Origin of the sequence: Bacillus sp. 123MFChir2 (assembly GCF_000383235.1) — a bacterium.
In the GTDB taxonomy this organism is placed as follows: Bacteria; Bacillota; Bacilli; order Bacillales; family Bacillaceae_G; genus Bacillus_A.
In genome coordinates, this window is record NZ_KB910941.1 from 43,872 (window position 1) to 62,912 (window position 19,041).

Here is a 19,041-nt window from a genome sequence, read left to right on the forward strand (position 1 = left end):
GCAGCACAAGGAGGGAGAAATATGGGGGAAGCATTGGTAAAACGGAAACTTGTGTTAGACGGATTAGACTGCGCAAACTGTGCGATGAAAATTGAAAAAGGTGTAGGAGAATTAGAGGATGTATCATCATGTTCTGTGAACTTCGTTACGAAAACAATGACGGTAGAAACAGCGAAACAAAACGAAGAACATGTTGTCATGGAAGCAACGCAACTTGTCAATAAATTAGAACCGCATATTCATGTGAGAGAAGAACAAAAAACGAAAGTGGCCAAAGAAACTTTTATATTAGAAGGTTTGGACTGTGCAAACTGCGCGATGAAAATTGAGACAAAAGTAGGCGAAATGCCTACAGTTACATCAGCATCTGTTGATTTTGTTTCTAAAAAATTAAGAGTAGAAATCGCAAATAAACAAGAGATAGAGACAACTGTTGCACTTATAAAAGAAGTCGTACAGAAATTAGAACCCGAAGTGAACGTAGTGCGTGAAAAAGAGAAAACCGAACATCATCATAGTCATGATCACGGAGGAGCGAATACGAAAAAAATGATTTGGCGGTTATCGATTGGGGCGATTTTAACTGCTATTGCTGCATTAGTTTCATTGCCGCAAATGGTCACAATTCCACTTTTCGTGATTGCCTATATGATTATTGGCGGTGATATTGTTTTACGTGCTGTAAAGAATATTGTACGCGGGCAAGTGTTTGATGAAAATTTCTTAATGGCGATTGCAACGATTGGTGCTTTTGGGACTCAAAATTATTCAGAAGCTGTCGCGGTAATGCTCTTTTATCAAGTAGGTGAACTGTTCCAGAGCATTGCGGTGAATCGTTCCCGTAAGTCGATTAGTTCATTAATGGATATTAGACCTGATTATGCAAACTTAAAGGTAGGAAATGAAACGAAACAAGTATCGCCAGAAGATGTGCAAATTGGTGATTTTATTATCGTCAAACCGGGTGAAAAAGTACCGTTAGACGGTAAAGTAATCGAAGGAATATCGATGGTAGATACATCGGCGTTAACAGGAGAATCTGTACCTCGTGAAGTAGAGGTCGGCAGCGCTGTATTAAGCGGTTGTGTAAATCAAAATGGTGTCTTAATAATTGAAGTGACGAAAGAGTACAGTGAATCTACTGTTTCAAAAATTTTAGATTTAGTGCAAAACGCAAGTAGTCGTAAAGCCCAGGCAGAAAACTTTATTACAAAATTTGCTCGTTATTATACACCAGCTGTCGTCGTTACAGCTGCAATACTAGCCTTTGTTCCACCGCTTATTATAGAGGGAGCAACGTTTTCAGATTGGATTTATAGAGCGCTCGTCTTTCTTGTTATTTCTTGTCCGTGTGCATTGGTTGTTTCGATTCCACTTGGTTTCTTCGGTGGTATCGGCGCAGCATCTAAGAGCGGAATATTAATAAAGGGCAGTAACTATTTAGAAGCATTAAATGATGTAAAGCATATTGTATTTGATAAAACAGGTACGTTAACAAAAGGTGTCTTTAAAGTAACAGATATGCAGCCAAGTGAATTTGTGACGAAAGAAGAATTGTTAGAGTATGCAGCATTTGCAGAAGTATATTCGAATCATCCAATCGCACAGTCCATTCGATCTGCATATGGAAAAGTAGTTAATGAACAGATGATTGAAGATTATAAAGAAATTTCTGGTCATGGTACAGTTGTGAAAGTGAACGGAAAAGAAATCTTTGCTGGAAACGCAAAGTTAATGAACAAAGAAAATATTCCATTCCAGCAACCGCAAACGGTTGGAACACTTGTACATGTAGCTGTAGATAGTCTGTATGCTGGATACATTGTCATTTCTGATGAAATTAAAGAAGACGCGAAGAAAGCAATTCAATCGTTAAAACAACTTGGTGTAAAAAGAATCGTTATGTTAACGGGCGATTCCAAATTAGTCGGAGAAGCAGTTGGAAAAGAGCTTGGAATTGACGAAGTCCATGCAGAACTGTTGCCACAGCAAAAAGTAGAAGAAATTGAAAAAATTGATGCGACAAAACATCCGAAAGAAAAAATTGCGTTCGTTGGAGACGGTATTAACGATACACCTGTATTAGCAAGAGCAGATGTTGGGATTGCGATGGGTGGCCTAGGATCAGATGCCGCAATTGAAGCAGCTGACATTGTTATTATGACAGATGAACCTTCGAAAATAGGAGCGGCTATTCAAATTGCAAAACGCACGCGCAGCATTGTATGGCAAAACATCATTTTCGCCTTAGGGATAAAAGGAGTTGTTCTTTTATTAGGGGCATTCGGTATTGCAACAATGTGGGAAGCAGTCTTCTCAGATGTTGGGGTAACTTTGCTGGCAGTGTTAAATGCGATGCGTGTATTACGAGTGAAAGGTTTGTAAAGGGAGAGAAGCGATGCTTCTCTCCTTATTTTTTCATCGAATTTGCAATTTGATCTCGCACTGTTTGAATATAATTCATTTTATGATCCCAGCACGCTTGGCTTAAATCGACAGGATACTCTTCTGGGTTAAGTGTCCGTTTATACTCTTCCCATAAGAAGGATAAGCTGTTCTCTGCATGCTGTTGAATATGAAGGATGTCAGGTGATTCATAAGTAAGCTGTCCGTTCACAAATATATCATGATGCAGCTCTTTTGCTTCAAAGTCCGTAACAAATTTACTAATATACGTATGAACAGGGTGGAACATTTTTAAGCGTTCTTCTTCTTGTGGTTCTTCTGTTTCTAAGGCAATATAATCGCCTTCTGCATGCTGATTGATACGATTGATAATGCGATAAATACGCTTTAATCCTGGGGTTGTAATTTTTTCAGGATTGGACGAAATTTTAATTGTGTCGTTCAATGTATCATTTTCATCTTCAATACAAACCAATTTATAAACAGCGCCGAGTGCCGGTTGTTCAAATGATGTAATCAGTTTTGTTCCAACACCCCATACGTCAATTTTTGCACCTTGTGATTTTAAATGTAAAATTGTGTATTCATCTAAGTCACTTGAAGCAATAATTTTTGTATCGGTAAATCCAGCAGCATCTAACATTTTACGCGCTTCTTTCGATAAGTATGCCATATCTCCGCTATCGAGGCGAATGCCATAAAAGTGAATGCGGTCACCAAATTCTTTTGCGACGCGAATCGCATTTGGTACACCAGATTTTAACGTGTCGTATGTATCAACGAGAAAAACACATTTTGTATGTGTTTCTGCATATTTTTTGAAGGCTACATATTCATCACGATACGCTTGTACAAATGAATGAGCATGCGTACCAGCAACAGGAATACCAAATCGTTTCCCAGCTCGAACGTTACTTGTTGAAGAAAAGCCGCCGATGAATGCTGCGCGCGTTCCCCAAAGCGCTGCATCAAACTCATGAGCGCGGCGTGTACCGAATTCAAGAAGTTCATCATTACCAGCAGCATGTTTCATCCGCGTTGCTTTTGTAGCAATTAATGTTTGGTAGTTCACAATATTTAAAAGGGCGGTTTCAATAATTTGTGCTTCTCCAAGTGGTGCATCTATACGCAAAAGAGGTTCGTTATGAAAGACAACTTCGCCTTCTTGCATACTGCGAATAGAGCCAGTAAACTTCATGTTTTGTAAGTAGTCTAAAAAGCCTTCTTCAAACTGGAGTTCCTTTAGATAAGCAATATCGCTTTCTGTAAACTGAAAGCTCTTCACATACTCGATAATCTTTTCGAGTCCTGCAAAAATTGCATAACCATTTTCAAAAGGCAGCTTACGAAAGTATAAATCGAATACTGCGCGGCGGTTATGGATATGATCTTTCCAATATGTATAAGCCATATTAATTTGATATAAGTCTGTGTGTAAGGCGTAGCTATCGTCTTCATAATGTACCATAACGTAAACACCTCCATATTTTGGTTATAGTATACCTCTTTTTGGCAGTTTGTTGCTAATTATCTAATCTTAAATGTGAAAAACTGAAAATGAAAAATCATTCGGAATCTTTTTATTTATCAATTTATATTTTTGTGAATTTTATGTATTATTAAATTACTAGGGTATAACTTAGAATGGAGGAGGGAACTATGCAACAAAATCTAGAAAAGATGGGTAAGCAAATTTTTTATAAACGACTCCAACAAAAAATGACACAAGAAGAACTCTGCCAAGGCATTTGTTCCGTCTCATATTTAAGTAAAATTGAAAATGGGAAAATTGAAGCCTCAGAAGAAATATTGCAGTTATTATGTACGAGACTCGAGATTGCAGTGTCGGATTTAAGAGACATTGAAGCTGAGGTAAAAGAAAAGTTAGAGGAGTGGTTAACGGCACTAGTTCACTTAGATAAACATAAAGTTGAAGAGTTATATACAGAACTAGAAGCAGAAATGCAACAAATTGTCGACTTTGAAATTGTGAATTATTATAAATTGTTATATACACGATATTTAATTATGAAGCGAAATATACCAGCCCTTAAAGAGGAGTTGGAGAAGCTAAAAAAACTTTATAAAAAATATTCTCCATTTCAGCAACTGTTATATCAGTATAGTCAGGCTTTGTGTTATTGCCTTCAGCATAAATGGCAAGAGGGATTACGGTTTTTAATTCAGACAGAGATAATGGCAAAAGAACAAGATTATTATGAAACTGGAATTTATTATAATTTAGCACTTGCATATACTCATTTGGAAGTTCCACATTTGGCACTTCATTTTGCTAATATTGCTATGGAAGGATTTCGAAATGAGTATAAATTTCGAAATGTGATCAATTGTCAAATCATCGTTGCGTTAAGCTATAGTGAGAAAGGACAGTATGATGAAGCGTTAAAAATTTATGAGAGCATACTGCGTGAAGCGGATTCTTTTTCTGAAAAAGATATATTGAGGGCAATGGTATTAAGTAATATTGGCAATGTACATTATAGAAAGAAACAGTATGAAGATGCTAAAAAGTATTATACAAAAAGTTTACAATATCAAAAAGAAGATGCTGTAAATTATGTTGATACGTTGTATGAGATGGCGTTGCAATGTATTCACCTTGAACAGTTAGAAGAAGCAAAAGAGTGGATTGACAAGGGTATTGCTTCTGCCAAGAAAGATGAAAGAGGTAATACAGAATTGTACTTACTTCTTATGCTTCGTTATAAGCACTTTACAGAACCAAGTGTATATAAAGTATTTTTAGAAACAGAAGCAATCCCTTTTTTCAAAAATACAGGAAATAAAAAAGAATTAAAGAAAGTATATATAGAACTCGCTAAGTATTTCGATAATTCCTTACGATTCAAAGAAAGCAATCATTATTATAAGTTAGCAATTGAAGCGCTCGAAACCATACTGGAGGGATAAGGATGAAAAAAGTAGTAATCGGTATGATTTTAACAATGGTGGCATTAGTTGTTATAGCTAATCCTCAATACGCGAATAAACCAGATGTTTTTGGACAAGCTGCTGACATAGTTGAAACAGTAAATGTATAAGGTAATTATTAAAAAATGACTCGAAAAACCGTTACAAAACGGGTTTTCGAGTCATTTTTTTATCTTTGTTTTTAATTGTGCATCAAAACTTGAGAAATAAAATATTAAGATATTAATAATACTACGATTTATTTCATGAAACAAAGTGAATATGAGTATTGAAATTGTATGGAGTAACTGTGAAACCCTTTATCCTGCTGAAAAGGGGGTTCTAAATAATTGTAATGTAAAATTTGCAAATACTTGAGAAATTAATTGTTTTAATTTTCAGTATTTTAATAGTGGAAACTTAATGCTACTATAAATCTACTCTCTTTAAAAAAATTGTTAGGGGGAAGAGAAGATGAAGAAAAAGAGTTTAGCGCTCGTGTTAGCAACTGGAATGGCAGTGACAGCGTTCGGAGGGACAAGCTCTGCCTTTGCAGATTCAAAGAATGTACTCTCTACAAAGAAATACAATGAGACGGTACAATCTCCAGAATTTGTATCAGGTGATTTAACAGGTGCATCTGGGAAAAAAGCAGAATCTGTTGTGTTTGATTACTTAAATTCTGCGAAAAAGGATTATAAACTAGGGGGGAAAAGTGCAGAAGAATCCTTTAAAGTACAGCAAGTTATAAAAGATCCTGTAGGGGAAACAACAGTTGTACGCATGCAACAAATGTATGAAGGTATACCTGTGTGGGCGTCTACTCAACTAGCTCATATTGGAAAAGATGGTGCATTAAAGGTTGTATCAGGAACAGTTGCTCCTGATTTAGATAAGAAAGAGAAGCTGAAAAATAAAAATAAAATTGACGGAAAACAAGCAATTGCAGCTGCACAAAAAGATTTGGGACTAAATCCTAAATATGATGTAGAGTCATCAGCGGACTTATATGTATATCAAAATGGTGAGGAAACAACATACGCATATGTTGTAAAATTAAATTTCTTAGATCCAGAGCCAGGAAACTATTATTATTTCATTGAAGCAGAGAATGGAAAGGTATTGAACAAATACAATACAATTCATAATGCGAATGTGGATAATAAGGCACCGGTTAAACCTGTAACAGGAACAAATAAAGTTGGAACAGGTAAAGGGGTATTAGGTGATACAAAATCTATTAATACAACATTATCTGGATCTAGCTATTATTTACAGGACAATACACGCGGTGCAACTATTTACACATATGATGGGAAAAATCGTACAACTCTTCCAGGAACGTTATGGTTAGATGCAGATAATATTTTTAATGCTAGTCGTGATGCAGCGGCAGTTGATGCACATTATTATGCAGGAATAACGTACGATTATTATAAAAATACGTTTAACCGCAATTCTTTTGATAATGCTGGTGGAGCATTAAAATCAACGGTTCATTATGGAAATAATTATAACAATGCCTTCTGGAATGGATCACAAATGGTATATGGAGATGGAGATGGATACACATTTGCTCCGTTATCTGGAAGTTTAGATGTAATCGGGCATGAGTTAACGCATGCAGTGACAGAGAGAAGTTCTGATCTTATTTACCAAAATGAGTCTGGCGCATTAAACGAAGCAATTTCTGATATTTTTGGAACATTAGTAGAATACTATGATAACCGTAATCCAGATTGGGAAGTTGGAGAAGACATTTATACACCTGGTACATCTGGGGATGCTCTTCGTTCAATGAGCGATCCAACAAAATATGGAGATCCTGATCATTATTCTAAACGCTATACAGGAACAAGCGATAATGGCGGTGTTCATACAAACAGCGGTATTATCAATAAATCGGCGTATTTATTAGCAAACGGTGGCACACATTATGGCGTAACAGTGAATGGTATTGGCAAAGATAAAGTAGGGGCAATCTACTATCGTGCAAATACACTATATTTCACGCAATCGACAACATTCAGTCAAGCGCGTGCAGGTTTAGTACAAGCAGCTGCTGATTTATATGGTGCAAATTCCGCTGAAGTAACAGCTGTGAAGAAATCATATGATGCAGTTGGTGTGAATTAGGTATCACTCCCCTTTATATAGTGAAAAAGGAGCATAATGCTCCTTTTTTCATTTTTTCTTCCATGTTTTCCACAAATAAAACAAACCAATAGAGCCGGCAATTGTAATAATCCACTTTGCTTCATTTGTTCCATTCATCACTTGATAGGTGGAATATACTTCAATGAGTAACGCCGGTATTTTTCCAAGAGTACTAGCGATGCTAAAAGTTAATATAGACATCGTTCCAAGGGATGCAAATAGTGTTACGATGCCAGATGGAATAAAGGGAATGAGGCGAAACGATAAAACGAGAAAGAATGCTTCTTTTCCTTGTACATAAAGAAGTTGCCTTACTTTTGGATGATTATCTATATTTTTTTGAGCAACTTTTTGAAAACCAAGCCGATATAAATAAAAGGAGATAATCGCTCCTAATGCTTCGCCAGCAATGGAGATGAGCGTTCCTGTTGTTATTCCAAATAATGAAATGTTAATGGCTGTTAAAAAAACACTAGGAATAACTGCTCCTAGGCTAATAAGAATATTGATTAAGATACTAAGTGGGATAGCCATTGTTTGATGATCTATGAGAAAAGACTGAATTGTTTCTGACATATGAATTAGTTTTCCTTTGCTTTTTTAGATGTAAATTTAAGCCCAAAAATGAAATCCCCCTTTTTTAGGTGGGCGAGAGTGCCTGGCCATGCATAGAATCGGTCAGGGCCTTTTTCTGCCACATCCAAAGTTCAAACAAAGGGAGCATGTTTTATTCTGTATAACAGCGACTTATATGTTAAAAAATTAACTTGGATTTATTCTGCTATTTGCGGGTAGTAAGACTCCCGCTGATGGAAGTTTCACATTATATAGCATTACACCATAGTTTTTTTAGTAAGACAATAGAATTGTGGAAGATCATGGATTTATTTAAAGAAAAGTCATATTTTAATAGAAAGAATGGCTAGGGGATAACAGAATATATATAAATCCAAATTAAAAAACTGACATAAATCCCCTTTCTTTTTAGATGGCCCTGAGCGTCTGGCCGTGCGTAGAAGCGGTCAGTTCCTTTTCCTGCCACGTGCAAAGTTAAAACAAAGATAGACAGCAAGTAGTGGCCATGTTTTGTTCTGCATAGCAGCGACTTATATGTTAAAAAACCAACTTGTATTTATATATACAATAGAATTGACTTTTTCTAAAGATAATACAATAATCATGAAAGAGGTGATACGATGAAAAAGTTATGGAATGTTGTTATAAGCATGATGCTTATGATGATACTTGTATTAAGTGGATGTTCAAGTCAAGCGAAGCCGAAAGATAATCAAGCAGCATCAGCTATAAACGTTAGTGACAAAATTTTAGATGAAATGGAAGGACCACCGAAAAATGGTCATACGATAGAACGTCACGTTGGGAAAACAGATGAGCAGCTGAAAGAACGATTACGTACAGATAATGTGTCTGCTGCAAGTACATATTATGATAAAGAAGCGGCAACAAAAGCAGTAAAAGATACGATCAAGCAGCATGAAAAAGAAATTGAAAAATGGTTGAAAGAATCCAAGGAAAATCGTCTTGTATTGAATACGAAGCATAACTTTGCAGTTGGAAAAACGGTATTAAAAAAGGATATGCGTGTAAAGGATGGGCTTCAGAATACAGTGACTGTTTTGCAGAAAGATAAAGGGAGCCAGCTCGGTTTTAAAATTGTTACTTCTTATCCTTCTGAGAAATAAGAAAGGCGGGGAATTTATGTATTCAACATTTCAATATTTTCTTAGAGCGTACTGTACATTAAGTATATATGAAGAAGAAATGGTGCATCTTATGCAACAATTTAAAGAGCAGGAAGAACAAGAAATGCAGGAAAAGTTGCTACAAGAACTTGTTCAAATAGAGCAAAGAGCAGATTGGGAGAAAGTACAGCAAGAAGTTGAACAGTATGGAAATCGTATGTGGACAATAGAAGAAGTAAAAGGGCATATCAGTAACTTTATTTCTATATTACAAAACAAAAAGGCGTGAATCACGACGCCTTTTTGTATGTGCTTTTTGAAATTTGACCGTTGGAAAGCACTTGCCCATTTTGGGTTACTTTTTTATATGTTACAGCCACAATGCTTTTATCAGTTTCACTAATTACTTTTGAAGAAACCTCTACATTTTTACCTGTATTTGTACCGAAAATACGAGCAGTTACATTACTGCCACTTGTAAATGCTTGAATATAAATATATTTACCCGTATTATTTTTGAATTTTAAATCAGGACCATAGTCAGCAACTGCTGCATCTTGACCAAGAGGTAAGTAATGAACCGGTAAAGAGTGGTTACTTCGCGCTACAACTCCTAAGTCAGCTCGTAATATAGCACCATATAATGTGCTACTTACTTGGCAAACACCGCCCCCAGCACTTTGTTCTACTTTTCCGTTTACATATACAGCTGCTGATTTATAACCATGTGCAGCATTCGTTATGCCAACGCGACCGTTAAAACTAAATGTTTCATCAGGTGCAACAAATACTCCGGTTAATGTATTCACAGCGCGTTGTACATTAAATGTTTGACTTGAGTTTCGCCCAGCCAAAGGAGTAGAGTATTCAGCGATTACTTCTTGAATCCCCATATTTTTCACATCCTCTGTTGAGCGTTCTGGTTTCACAGCTGTCATTGGAACTTGGATATCTTGCTTATTTGTTGTAATAGCTTCTGTTGTGAGAATTTTTAATTTCTCTTTATCAACTTTTTCGCCATCTTTACTTTCGCTAATATTAATGGTTGTTCCAGAGATAGATAAGTTGGCATTAACAGGCTCTACTAAGGAATCATTATATTTTTCCTTAATAAATGCATCATATTTTGCGGTGTTTATAGAAGGCTCTAGCTTATAGTCACGTTTTAATTCACCTGTTTCAGCTTGTTTTTGCATGTTATAACGATTAGAAATATTGCCTTTTTGTTCTTTGAAAATTTTATCTGTAACATCCGTACCGTTATATTCAACCCCTAATTCCTGCCAAGTATATGTCTGTTTGTCATCTTGCAGGGCATAGTTCACAGATTTTTTATTTAACTCATCAACTTTTTGTTGAATGATCTTTTGAACATCTTCTTTCGTTTTGCCGTCTATGGAAATACCTTCGAATGTTGTGTGAGGTAAAACGTATGTATCTAATTGATGATTTAATTTGGAAACATATTGATAAGCACTAACACCACCAATACAAAGGACGATTCCACCTGCAATCGCAGAACCAATAATTAAATTGCGTAATTTCATTCATTTCCCTCCGAAAAGAAATTTTAAAGTATAAGTATGATTTCTAATGTATAAATGTTAAAAGTAGTAATTCTTATACATTAGTATACTATTAATTTTATTGTATGTGTAATATTTTGATAAAAAATGTTACATTTTTGTAATATAATTCCCTTTAATTAGGTTCATCACCAAAAGATGGGGATGACATTTAGATATATAAATACAAGTTGATTTTTAAACATATAAGTCGCTGCTATGCATGGCCAGTTGCTCTGGTCTCCTGCCCTAAAAAAAGTGGTTTTTATGTTATTTTTATTCCGCTATTCGTGGACAGTAGAACTCCCGCTGATGGAAGTTTCATTTTATTGAAAGGCAAAAGAAAAACAGCCGTTGTATTACAACAGCTGTTTTTCTTACAATTTCTTATGATCTAATTTACCTGTAACACCAAGATGATTTTGTAGTTCCTTAGAAATCTCATGAACACTCTTTTCGTTAGGGACGTAATAGTATAAACCATCAATATATTTGTCGTCGCCTTTTACTTGCAATTTATCAATCTTCAAACCAGAGTCCATTGAATTTTTCGTAATGGCCATCATATCGTCGAAAGTTAAGTTTGTTTTTAAATCATGATCGACTGAATCAAGTAATTCGCCAAGTTTACTAATTGAATTTACAGATAATGATTTTTTAGCAACTGCTTCTAAAACAAGTTGTTGACGTTGACCGCGCATATAGTCGCTATCAATATGACGCGTTCTTGCTAGTGCAAGCGCCTGTTCACCATTTAAGTGTTGATGACCTTTTTCAAGGTGGATAGCACCTGGTTGGTCTTTACTGTCTTGTTCAGTAAATGAAACTGGTACGTCTACGTCAATACCGCCAAGAGAATCAACAATTTTTATAAATGATTTAAAGTTAAATTTTACGTAATAATCAACAGGAACATCTAAAAAGCGTTCTACTGTATTAATTGTACTATCCACGCCACCAAATACGTGGGCGTGTGTAATTTTATCTTCTTTCTTTTTTGATGGAATATATACGCGAGAATCACGAGGAATGCTTAATAGTTTCACAGATTTATCGTTTTTATTAATCGTTGCAAGTAACAATGCATCTGTACGAGTTGCAGTTCCGTATTCTTTTGCTCGTGTATCACTTTCATCGACACCCATAATTAAGACTGAAATATTATCAGTCATCGGTTTTACTGCTTTTTCGCGTTTGTCCGATTTATCGCCACGTCCTAATTCTGAGTAAGCATCATTAGCAACAGCCTGTGCTTTATTATATATATGGAAGCAATAGCTGCCTCCTCCAATAATCAAAAGGAATAAAGGAATCAGAACAAACCATAATACACGTTTTTTCTTAGAGCGTTTTCGTGCTGCTCTATTTATCGTTTCTAAATCAGGTTTCATTAATAATTTCTCCTTTAAACAATCAATTCAGATATTTTCTGATAATCTTAAAAAAGACACACTTCCTATTGTACATAAATAAAATGAGTTTTCACTATTAAATTTTAATTGACATGAAAATGAAATATATGAAACATATCGCTTTATAAAGATATGTTGTACTTTTTGTTATTTGTACAAAAAACAAAAAATATGGGGAATTCCATAGTAACGCTATTTATAAGTGGTTTTGTATATAGGTTTTTCATTTCAAAGGAGAATATACAAGAAAGGAAGAGAGAAGATGAATATTACCGATGTTCACCACGTTGCCATTATTTGTTCTAATTATGAAGTATCAAAAAAATTCTATACAGAAGTACTTGGTTTTCAAATTTTACGCGAAGTATATCGAGAAGAAAGAAAATCATATAAGTTGGATTTGTGTGTAGGGGATACATATCAAATTGAATTATTTTCATTTCCAAACCCTCCAAAGCGTACAAGCTTTCCTGAAGCAGCAGGACTAAGACACTTAGCGTTTTCTGTTTCATCTATAGAAGAAGCTGTGGTGCATTTACAGCAGCACGGTATACAAACGGAAAGCATTCGAATTGATGAGATTACTGGAAAGCGCTTTGTATTTTTTCAAGATCCAGATGGTTTGCCCCTTGAACTATATGAGAGATAAAAATTTGTGAAATTTATACAGGTTTTCTTGTGAGGAAATGAGGGAAATTAAAAAGAGTTAAACTTATCTTACGGGAGGTGTAACTTTAGCTGCTTACAGCTAAGGGAGATATTTGGAAATAGGGAATTTAATACTAGTTGCAGTTTTAATTGCGTTAACGGGCTTTTTTGTTGCAATTGAATTTGCGATTGTGAAAGTACGCAGTAGCCGCATTGATCAACTTGTCGGAGAAAAAAAACGGGGAGCAATAGCGGCGAAAAAAGTAACTTCTAATTTAGATGAGTATTTGTCAGCGTGTCAGTTCGGGATTACCATTACAGCACTAGGACTGGGGTGGTTAGGTGAACCAACCGTAAAACATGTATTAGAGCCTGTATTGATTACGTTTCATATTTCTCCTCCAATTGCGAATACCGTATCTTTTATTATTGCATTTGCTGTTATTACGTTTTTACATGTTGTAGTTGGGGAATTGGCACCAAAAACATTTGCCATTCAAAAAGCAGAGCAAGTCAGCCTACTGTTTTCAAAACCGTTGATGTATTTTTATCGCATTATGTATCCATTTATTTGGACATTAAATCATGCAGCTCGTTTTGTAACAAGTTTATTTGGATTAAAACCTGCTTCTGAACATGAAGTAGCGCATTCAGAGGAGGAACTTCGCCTCATTTTATCAGAGAGTTATGAAAGCGGAGAAATTAATCAAGCAGAGTTTAAATATGTAAATAATATTTTTGAATTTGACAATCGTCTTGCGAAAGAGATTATGGTGCCGCGAACAGAAATTGTTGGATTATATGCGGAAGATTTATTTGAAATCCATATTGAAATAATTCGGCAAGAAAAATATACAAGATATCCAGTATTCGGGGAAGATAAAGATGAAGTGCTTGGAATGGTGAATGTGAAGGATTTCTTTATTCGTTACATGGATGGAGAAAAACAAGAAGCAAAATCAATTATGGCATATACAAGGCCGGTTATTGAAGTGATGGAAAATATTCCTATACATGATTTGCTGTTAAGTATGCAAAAAAAACGGGTTCCACTGGCCATTTTATATGATGAATATGGTGGAACAGCAGGACTCGTTACGCTTGAAGATATTTTAGAAGAAATTGTGGGAGAAATTCGTGATGAATATGATGAAGATGAACATCCGCCTATTCAACATATTAGTGACGATTGTAAAATCGTTGACGGAAAAGTGTTAGTCAGTGAAATTAATGATTTGTTTGGTTTACATTTGAATGAACAAGATGTAGATACAATTGGAGGATGGTTAATGATGCAAGGACAACCAATGGCAGAGGGGGATGTGACTGTGGTTGGGGAATGGACATTTACGATTCTTGAAAAAGATACTCATCAAATTAAGCGAGTAGAGATTAAAAAAATGGAAACGAAAGAAAAAGGCTGATGAACGAGTCATCAGCCTTTTAAATTAGAAAATATTAAACACTGCGTTAAGTTGAAGTAAGCTAATAATTAATAAGAAGATTAAGCTATATTTCATTGTCATTTTAAATAGCTCTGATTCTTTACCAACGATACCAACTGCTGCACAAGCTACAGCAACTGATTGTGGTGATACCATTTTTGCCATTGTGCCACCTACTACGTTTAAGGCAACAAGAGTAGAAGGAACGATATCTAATTGAGCGGCTGTAACAGCTTGAAGAGGTGCAAATAAAGAGCCGCTTGATACTACAGAACCAGTTAAGAATACGCCAATCCAACCTAAGATTGGAGAAAGAATAGGGAATGCATCACCAGTAGATGATAGAGCTAATCCAAGAGTTGAAGACATACCAGAATAGTTTGTTACATATGCTAATGCAATTACACTACAGATTGTAAAAATTGGTGTTTTTAACTCTTTTAATGTTTCAATAGTTAATTCTTTTACTAACTTACCGCTTACACGGAATACAAGTAAAGATACGATAATTGCAAGTACAATCGCAGTAGTTGTAGATGAGAATACATCTAACTTAAAGATTGCTGGAAACGGTGTATTTGCTTTAACGATTGGCGCTGTTTTAATCACGTGATTGTGCAGGCCGGGTACTTGAATATTCAATACTAAGTTACTTAATGCACCATTTGGAAGGAATAAGGCTTTTACTGCTTTTAAGTTGAAAATTGTTACAAATGCAGTTAAGAATACAAACGGTGACCAAGCGTATAAAATTTGTTTCATTGTATAACTCTGTTTTTCTTGTTTATTTGCTGTTTCTTTTGTTGAAGATTTTGGTTGCCATACACGTAAGAACAATGCTAATGCGATCATGCTGACTACAGCTGCGAAAATATCAGTAAGTTCTGCACCAAGGAAATATGTTACAACGAATTGAGTAATAGCGAAAGAACCACCGCTTACAACAATACCTTGCCAAGTTTCTTTAATTCCTTTGAAACCATCAACGATTGCAACAAGTAAGAATGGTAAGACGAAACTAATAAATGGTAAAATTCCAACTACATGACGACCAACAGTTAATGCGTCAAGTTGTGTTAATTGAGCTGGTACTGTAACTGGAATACCCATTGCACCCATCGCACCGCCGGCAATGTTAGCAATTAAACAAATACCTGCTGCTTTTAATGGATCAAATCCCATACCTACAAGTAATGCTGCTGTAATAGCAACCGGTACACCAAAACCTGCTGCACCTTCTAAGAAAGCTCCGAAAGAATAAGCAATCAATAGCACTTGAAGACGAGGATCGCTTGTAATGCTCGAAATGCTATCGCGAATTACGTTAAATTGTTCAGTTTTTACAGTTAGTTTGTAAAGAAAAATAGCTGCAATAACAATTGTACAAATTGGATAAAATCCAGCGGCTACACCGAAGGCAGCGGAGGATACAGCCATAGTTGCTGGCATTTTATAGACGAAAATAGAAAGAATGATAGCTAAAATAACACTATAAAATCCAGATACGTATCCTTTCATTTTAAAGACTGTTAAACATAATACGAAAAATAAAATTGGTATTGCGGCTACAAGTGCTGAAAGCCAAATGTTGTGTAATGGGTCATAAATTTGTGTCCATGTATTCATAAGTCTGCCATCTCCTATATATAATTTGTGAGTTTCTTCACATTTATTTGTGAAATGATTCACAATCAACTTGCATTTTTAGTATAGTCCTCATCAGCACTATTGTCAACGTGGAAAAGTGTAATTGTTCCGTAAATCGTTAACTGTAATAATTTTGCTACATTTTATGAAAAAATTGGAATAAATAATGCTACTGCACAGCAAAAAGTGTATACGGGTAGGATATGCTATATGTTCTTTATATATTCTCGGTTTATCACCGTAACATGGATTGATTTTTTTGAAATGAATCATTTTTAATACACTTCACTGTGAGTGGCGACTCCTGCGGAAATAGCGAGGAAAGCGTCCACTCGGAGTGGGGGAGATTCTATATGTTACCCCCTGTCTTTTGGTGGTGAACCTTATTTTTTCATGATTTGTAAAGATATTTATGAAGAAGCAGGAGAATGATCAAGGAATACCAAATAGTAAAAGTGATATACAAAAAATATAACAAAAAGGTTGAGAAAATTATTTTCGAAAGCAAGGAAATGCTTTGTGGATACTTTGCTTTTTGTCTTAGCTGTATAGTATAATATTCAGACATCAAAAGGGAGTTTTCTCTCTATATAAAGGAGGAATGTGGTTTTTATTAATAGGAAGTAATTGAATATAGAATGGAATAGTGAATAAGAAATATAAAAATAACACATGTATAAATATAAAATAAATAGAAAAAATGAGGGGAAAGTATGTATCAAAATCAATTTGATTGTCGTATATCAGAAGAAGATGTACAAATGTTACGTGCATTAGCCCATCCGCTTCGTCTTCGTCTTGTTATAGAACTAATGCAGCGCGGCGTTTGTAATGTAACACAATTGCAGGAAGTATTAGAAATTCCACAATCTACAGTATCACAGCATTTAACAAAATTAAAACAAAATAAAGTCGTCCGTTTTGAAAGACGTGGTTTAGAAGTATATTATGAAGTGCATAATGAGAAAGTAAATAAAATTTTAGAGACATTATTTTCTTAAAATTTCAAAAAATGTAAAAAATAGGTATGTACTTGTACATACCTATTTTTTATTACTGGATTATGGAGAAATATATAAATATCAATTGAAAAACAACATAAAAAACCCTTTTCTTTTTTGAGGGACGAGTGCACCTGATCATGCATAGAAGCGGTCAAGGCCTTTTCCTGCCACGAGCCGGAATAAAACAAAGGGAGAGAGTGAGAGTGGGTCATGTTTTGTTACGCATAACCGCGATTTATATATACATTCAACTTAGAAACCTTACATAAAACCCTCTTCCTTTTAGCTGGGCGAGAGCGACTGGCCATGCGTAGAAGCGGTTATGGCTTTTTTCTGCCACATGTGAAGTAAACGCATAGAGAAGCAGGGATAGAATTCATCCAGACACGGCAAGATAAAAAAGAATAGGAGGGAACAATGATGGATTTAAAGCGAGTAAAACAAATTTTATCATCATCAAGTAGAATTGACGTTACATATCACGGTATGCCTGTTTGGATCGAAAGCTGTGATGAGACAAGTGGGCTTGCGAATGTACACGATATAAAAACACCACATGAAACAGTACAAGTAGACATCACTGCATTAGGAGAGCATTAAAAAAAGCGGAGAAATTTCTCCGCTTTTTCTTTATTCCATCATATGTGCAATTTTTTTAGAGAACATAAGAAGGATTAAGCCTAATATAATAACGATAATACCGATGCTTGAGAATACTTCTAAATAACCTAAAGATTGTGTGTAAGCTGCTAAGATACCAGCTAGCTTGTTTGCACATCCAGTACCAGCCATCCATACGCCCATTAATAAAGAAGCTAACTTTACAGGAGCAATTGCACTTACCATAGATAAACCGATTGGTGATAAGAATAGCTCACCAATTGTATGGAATACATACGTGATAACGATGAACAGTAAGTTTGCTTTTGCAGCAATATGAGCTTCATCACTACCTGTTTTTAGAACTGCTAATGTTAATACAAGGTAACCGATTCCTAATAGAATCATACCAAATGCCATTTTTGTTGGGATTTTTAAATCACCATTTTTTGATTTAGAAAGTTTTACCCATAACGCTGAAACAACTGGTGCTAATAAAACGATAAACAATGGGTTAACAGATTGGAACCAAGAAGTTGGCATTTCCCATCCGAAAATAGTACGATCAACAAATTTATCTGTATAAAGTGTTAAAGAACTACCTGCTTGCTCGAAGCCTGCCCAGAAGAAGACAACGAAGCAAGTTAAAATAACGATTGCCCAAGTGCGGTTCTTTTCTTGTTTTGTTAAAGGTTTTTTCTCGATCACTTTTGCAGTGCTATCTTTTGATTTTTTACCAACAACTGTTGTTCCGATATCACCAAGATAACGTTTAGCTAGTAAGTTAAAGAGAACTTGACCAATAATCATACCAATACAAGCAACTAAGAAGCCGTATTTGTATCCTTTTACCATAACGCCGTTAACAGTTGATGTGAAGAAATCTTCTGCTAAGAAACCACAAAGTAACGGTGCAATTAAAGCGCCTAAGTTAATACCCATGTAGAAAATTGTGAAAGCAGAGTCGCGACGCTTATCATTTTCACCGTAAAGTGAACCTACAAGAGTTGAAATGTTTGGTTTGAAAAATCCATTACCGATAATTAATAATCCTAATCCTAAATAAAGGCCGGTTGATGTATTCATTGAGAAAAGAACAAAGTTACCAATTGCCATGATGACACCACCAATAGTAATCGCATGGCGTTTTGTGATAAAGTGGTCAGTTAACCAACCACCAATAATTGGCGTGAAATATACGAGCATTGTAAATGTACCATAAAGTTGTACAGCGGATGCCTTGTCAAACCCTAATCCACCGCCAACAACTGCAGTCGTTAAATATAGAACTAAAAGACTACGCATTCCGTAGTAGCTAAATCTTTCCCACATTTCTGTAAAGAACAACAAATATAATCCCGGAGGATGTTTCTTTGGTGATTGTTGTTCTTCAGCTTTGTTTAACTTCACAGCTGCATCCATTTTCATTCCTCCTAATCTTGTTAAACGGATATTTATGTAATCATTTTAATTTACAAAATATTTAGAAGTCAATAGTATTATATGGAAATAGAATAAAAAAT

General features: G+C 35.3%; 16 protein-coding genes. 10 read left to right on the top strand and 6 right to left on the bottom strand.

Going from position 1 to position 19,041, the window contains the following annotated elements; genetic code table 11:
* The first annotated feature begins 21 nt into the window (after positions 1 to 21).
* Positions 22 to 2,385, top strand: a complete 2,364-nt coding sequence (locus H280_RS0111395) for a heavy metal translocating P-type ATPase (protein WP_020061256.1) — start codon at positions 22 to 24, stop codon at positions 2,383 to 2,385.
* Positions 2,386 to 2,410: 25 nt separating this feature from the next.
* On the opposite strand, the gene H280_RS0111400 is transcribed toward H280_RS0111395, so the two are convergent.
* A complete protein-coding gene (locus tag H280_RS0111400) occupies positions 2,411 to 3,874 on the bottom strand; it encodes a nicotinate phosphoribosyltransferase (protein WP_020061257.1) in 1,464 nt (487 codons plus the stop codon).
* 191 nt (positions 3,875 to 4,065) lie between these two features.
* Here H280_RS0111400 and H280_RS0111405 point away from each other — a divergent pair, with 191 nt between their 5' ends.
* The 3 genes from H280_RS0111405 to H280_RS0111415 all read left to right on the top strand — a co-directional run bounded on the left by H280_RS0111405 (position 4,066) and on the right by H280_RS0111415 (position 7,473).
* Positions 4,066 to 5,337: a helix-turn-helix transcriptional regulator gene (locus tag H280_RS0111405; protein ID WP_020061258.1), complete on the top strand. Its 1,272-nt coding sequence runs from the start codon at positions 4,066 to 4,068 to the stop codon at positions 5,335 to 5,337.
* 2 nt (positions 5,338 to 5,339) lie between these two features.
* Positions 5,340 to 5,468 carry an NprX family peptide pheromone gene (locus H280_RS25750; protein ID WP_020061259.1) on the top strand — a complete coding sequence of 43 codons (129 nt, stop codon included), beginning with the start codon at positions 5,340 to 5,342 and terminating at the stop codon, positions 5,466 to 5,468.
* A gap of 343 nt (positions 5,469 to 5,811) precedes the next feature.
* Entirely contained in the window at positions 5,812 to 7,473 is a 1,662-nt protein-coding gene (locus tag H280_RS0111415) for a M4 family metallopeptidase (RefSeq protein ID WP_020061260.1), read from the top strand.
* A gap of 48 nt (positions 7,474 to 7,521) precedes the next feature.
* On the opposite strand, the gene H280_RS0111420 is transcribed toward H280_RS0111415, so the two are convergent.
* Positions 7,522 to 8,070, bottom strand: a complete 549-nt coding sequence (locus H280_RS0111420) for a TVP38/TMEM64 family protein (protein ID WP_020061261.1) — start codon at positions 8,068 to 8,070, stop codon at positions 7,522 to 7,524.
* A 620-nt stretch (positions 8,071 to 8,690) separates the two neighbouring features.
* Between H280_RS0111420 and H280_RS0111425 the strand changes: the two genes are divergently transcribed.
* Both H280_RS0111425 and H280_RS0111430 read left to right on the top strand, forming a co-directional pair.
* Entirely contained in the window at positions 8,691 to 9,197 is a 507-nt protein-coding gene (locus tag H280_RS0111425) for an RNase A-like domain-containing lipoprotein (protein ID WP_020061262.1), read from the top strand.
* 16 nt (positions 9,198 to 9,213) lie between these two features.
* Complete coding sequence (locus H280_RS0111430; protein WP_020061263.1) at positions 9,214 to 9,486, top strand: hypothetical protein; 273 nt, start codon at positions 9,214 to 9,216, stop codon at positions 9,484 to 9,486.
* A gap of 1 nt (position 9,487) precedes the next feature.
* On the opposite strand, the gene H280_RS0111435 is transcribed toward H280_RS0111430, so the two are convergent.
* Together H280_RS0111435 and H280_RS0111440 are read right to left on the bottom strand one after the other, a co-directional pair.
* Positions 9,488 to 10,744, bottom strand: coding sequence for a VanW family protein (locus tag H280_RS0111435; protein WP_020061264.1), 1,257 nt, complete (start codon positions 10,742 to 10,744; stop codon positions 9,488 to 9,490).
* Between the two features lie 395 nt (positions 10,745 to 11,139).
* Positions 11,140 to 12,153: an LCP family glycopolymer transferase gene (locus tag H280_RS0111440; protein ID WP_020061265.1), complete on the bottom strand. Its 1,014-nt coding sequence runs from the start codon at positions 12,151 to 12,153 to the stop codon at positions 11,140 to 11,142.
* A gap of 283 nt (positions 12,154 to 12,436) precedes the next feature.
* On the opposite strand from H280_RS0111440, the gene gloA2 reads away from it, so the two are divergent.
* Both gloA2 and H280_RS0111450 read left to right on the top strand, forming a co-directional pair.
* The gene (gloA2, locus tag H280_RS0111445; RefSeq protein ID WP_020061266.1) at positions 12,437 to 12,823 is read left to right on the top strand and encodes an SMU1112c/YaeR family gloxylase I-like metalloprotein; all 387 of its coding nucleotides are present in this window, start codon (positions 12,437 to 12,439) and stop codon (positions 12,821 to 12,823) included.
* A gap of 112 nt (positions 12,824 to 12,935) precedes the next feature.
* A complete protein-coding gene (locus H280_RS0111450; RefSeq protein ID WP_020061267.1) occupies positions 12,936 to 14,246 on the top strand; it encodes a hemolysin family protein in 1,311 nt (436 codons plus the stop codon).
* Between the two features lie 24 nt (positions 14,247 to 14,270).
* Here H280_RS0111450 and H280_RS0111455 read toward each other — a convergent pair whose 3' ends face one another.
* Complete coding sequence (locus H280_RS0111455) at positions 14,271 to 15,893, bottom strand: lactate permease LctP family transporter (protein WP_020061268.1); 1,623 nt, start codon at positions 15,891 to 15,893, stop codon at positions 14,271 to 14,273.
* 734 nt (positions 15,894 to 16,627) lie between these two features.
* Between H280_RS0111455 and H280_RS0111460 the strand changes: the two genes are divergently transcribed.
* Both H280_RS0111460 and H280_RS0111465 read left to right on the top strand, forming a co-directional pair.
* Positions 16,628 to 16,915 (top strand): ArsR/SmtB family transcription factor, encoded by a 288-nt coding sequence (locus tag H280_RS0111460; protein WP_020061269.1) that lies wholly within the window; start codon positions 16,628 to 16,630, stop codon positions 16,913 to 16,915.
* A gap of 423 nt (positions 16,916 to 17,338) precedes the next feature.
* Positions 17,339 to 17,518 (top strand): acid-soluble spore protein H, encoded by a 180-nt coding sequence (locus tag H280_RS0111465; protein WP_020061270.1) that lies wholly within the window; start codon positions 17,339 to 17,341, stop codon positions 17,516 to 17,518.
* Positions 17,519 to 17,548: 30 nt separating this feature from the next.
* Here H280_RS0111465 and H280_RS0111470 read toward each other — a convergent pair whose 3' ends face one another.
* Entirely contained in the window at positions 17,549 to 18,940 is a 1,392-nt protein-coding gene (locus tag H280_RS0111470; protein WP_020061271.1) for a peptide MFS transporter, read from the bottom strand.
* Positions 18,941 to 19,041: the final 101 nt, after the last annotated feature.

Coding starts and splice junctions, on each gene's coding strand:
- H280_RS0111455 (WP_020061268.1), bottom strand. CDS start 15,893: ATGAATACATGGACACAAATTTATGACCCATTACACAACATTTGGCTT.
- H280_RS0111415 (WP_020061260.1), top strand. CDS start 5,812: ATGAAGAAAAAGAGTTTAGCGCTCGTGTTAGCAACTGGAATGGCAGTG.
- H280_RS0111435 (WP_020061264.1), bottom strand. CDS start 10,744: ATGAAATTACGCAATTTAATTATTGGTTCTGCGATTGCAGGTGGAATC.
- H280_RS25750 (WP_020061259.1), top strand. CDS start 5,340: ATGAAAAAAGTAGTAATCGGTATGATTTTAACAATGGTGGCATTAGTT.
- H280_RS0111430 (WP_020061263.1), top strand. CDS start 9,214: ATGTATTCAACATTTCAATATTTTCTTAGAGCGTACTGTACATTAAGT.
- H280_RS0111400 (WP_020061257.1), bottom strand. CDS start 3,874: ATGGTACATTATGAAGACGATAGCTACGCCTTACACACAGACTTATAT.
- H280_RS0111420 (WP_020061261.1), bottom strand. CDS start 8,070: ATGTCAGAAACAATTCAGTCTTTTCTCATAGATCATCAAACAATGGCT.
- H280_RS0111395 (WP_020061256.1), top strand. CDS start 22: ATGGGGGAAGCATTGGTAAAACGGAAACTTGTGTTAGACGGATTAGAC.
- H280_RS0111465 (WP_020061270.1), top strand. CDS start 17,339: ATGGATTTAAAGCGAGTAAAACAAATTTTATCATCATCAAGTAGAATT.
- H280_RS0111470 (WP_020061271.1), bottom strand. CDS start 18,940: ATGGATGCAGCTGTGAAGTTAAACAAAGCTGAAGAACAACAATCACCA.
- H280_RS0111405 (WP_020061258.1), top strand. CDS start 4,066: ATGCAACAAAATCTAGAAAAGATGGGTAAGCAAATTTTTTATAAACGA.
- gloA2 (WP_020061266.1), top strand. CDS start 12,437: ATGAATATTACCGATGTTCACCACGTTGCCATTATTTGTTCTAATTAT.
- H280_RS0111460 (WP_020061269.1), top strand. CDS start 16,628: ATGTATCAAAATCAATTTGATTGTCGTATATCAGAAGAAGATGTACAA.
- H280_RS0111425 (WP_020061262.1), top strand. CDS start 8,691: ATGAAAAAGTTATGGAATGTTGTTATAAGCATGATGCTTATGATGATA.
- H280_RS0111440 (WP_020061265.1), bottom strand. CDS start 12,153: ATGAAACCTGATTTAGAAACGATAAATAGAGCAGCACGAAAACGCTCT.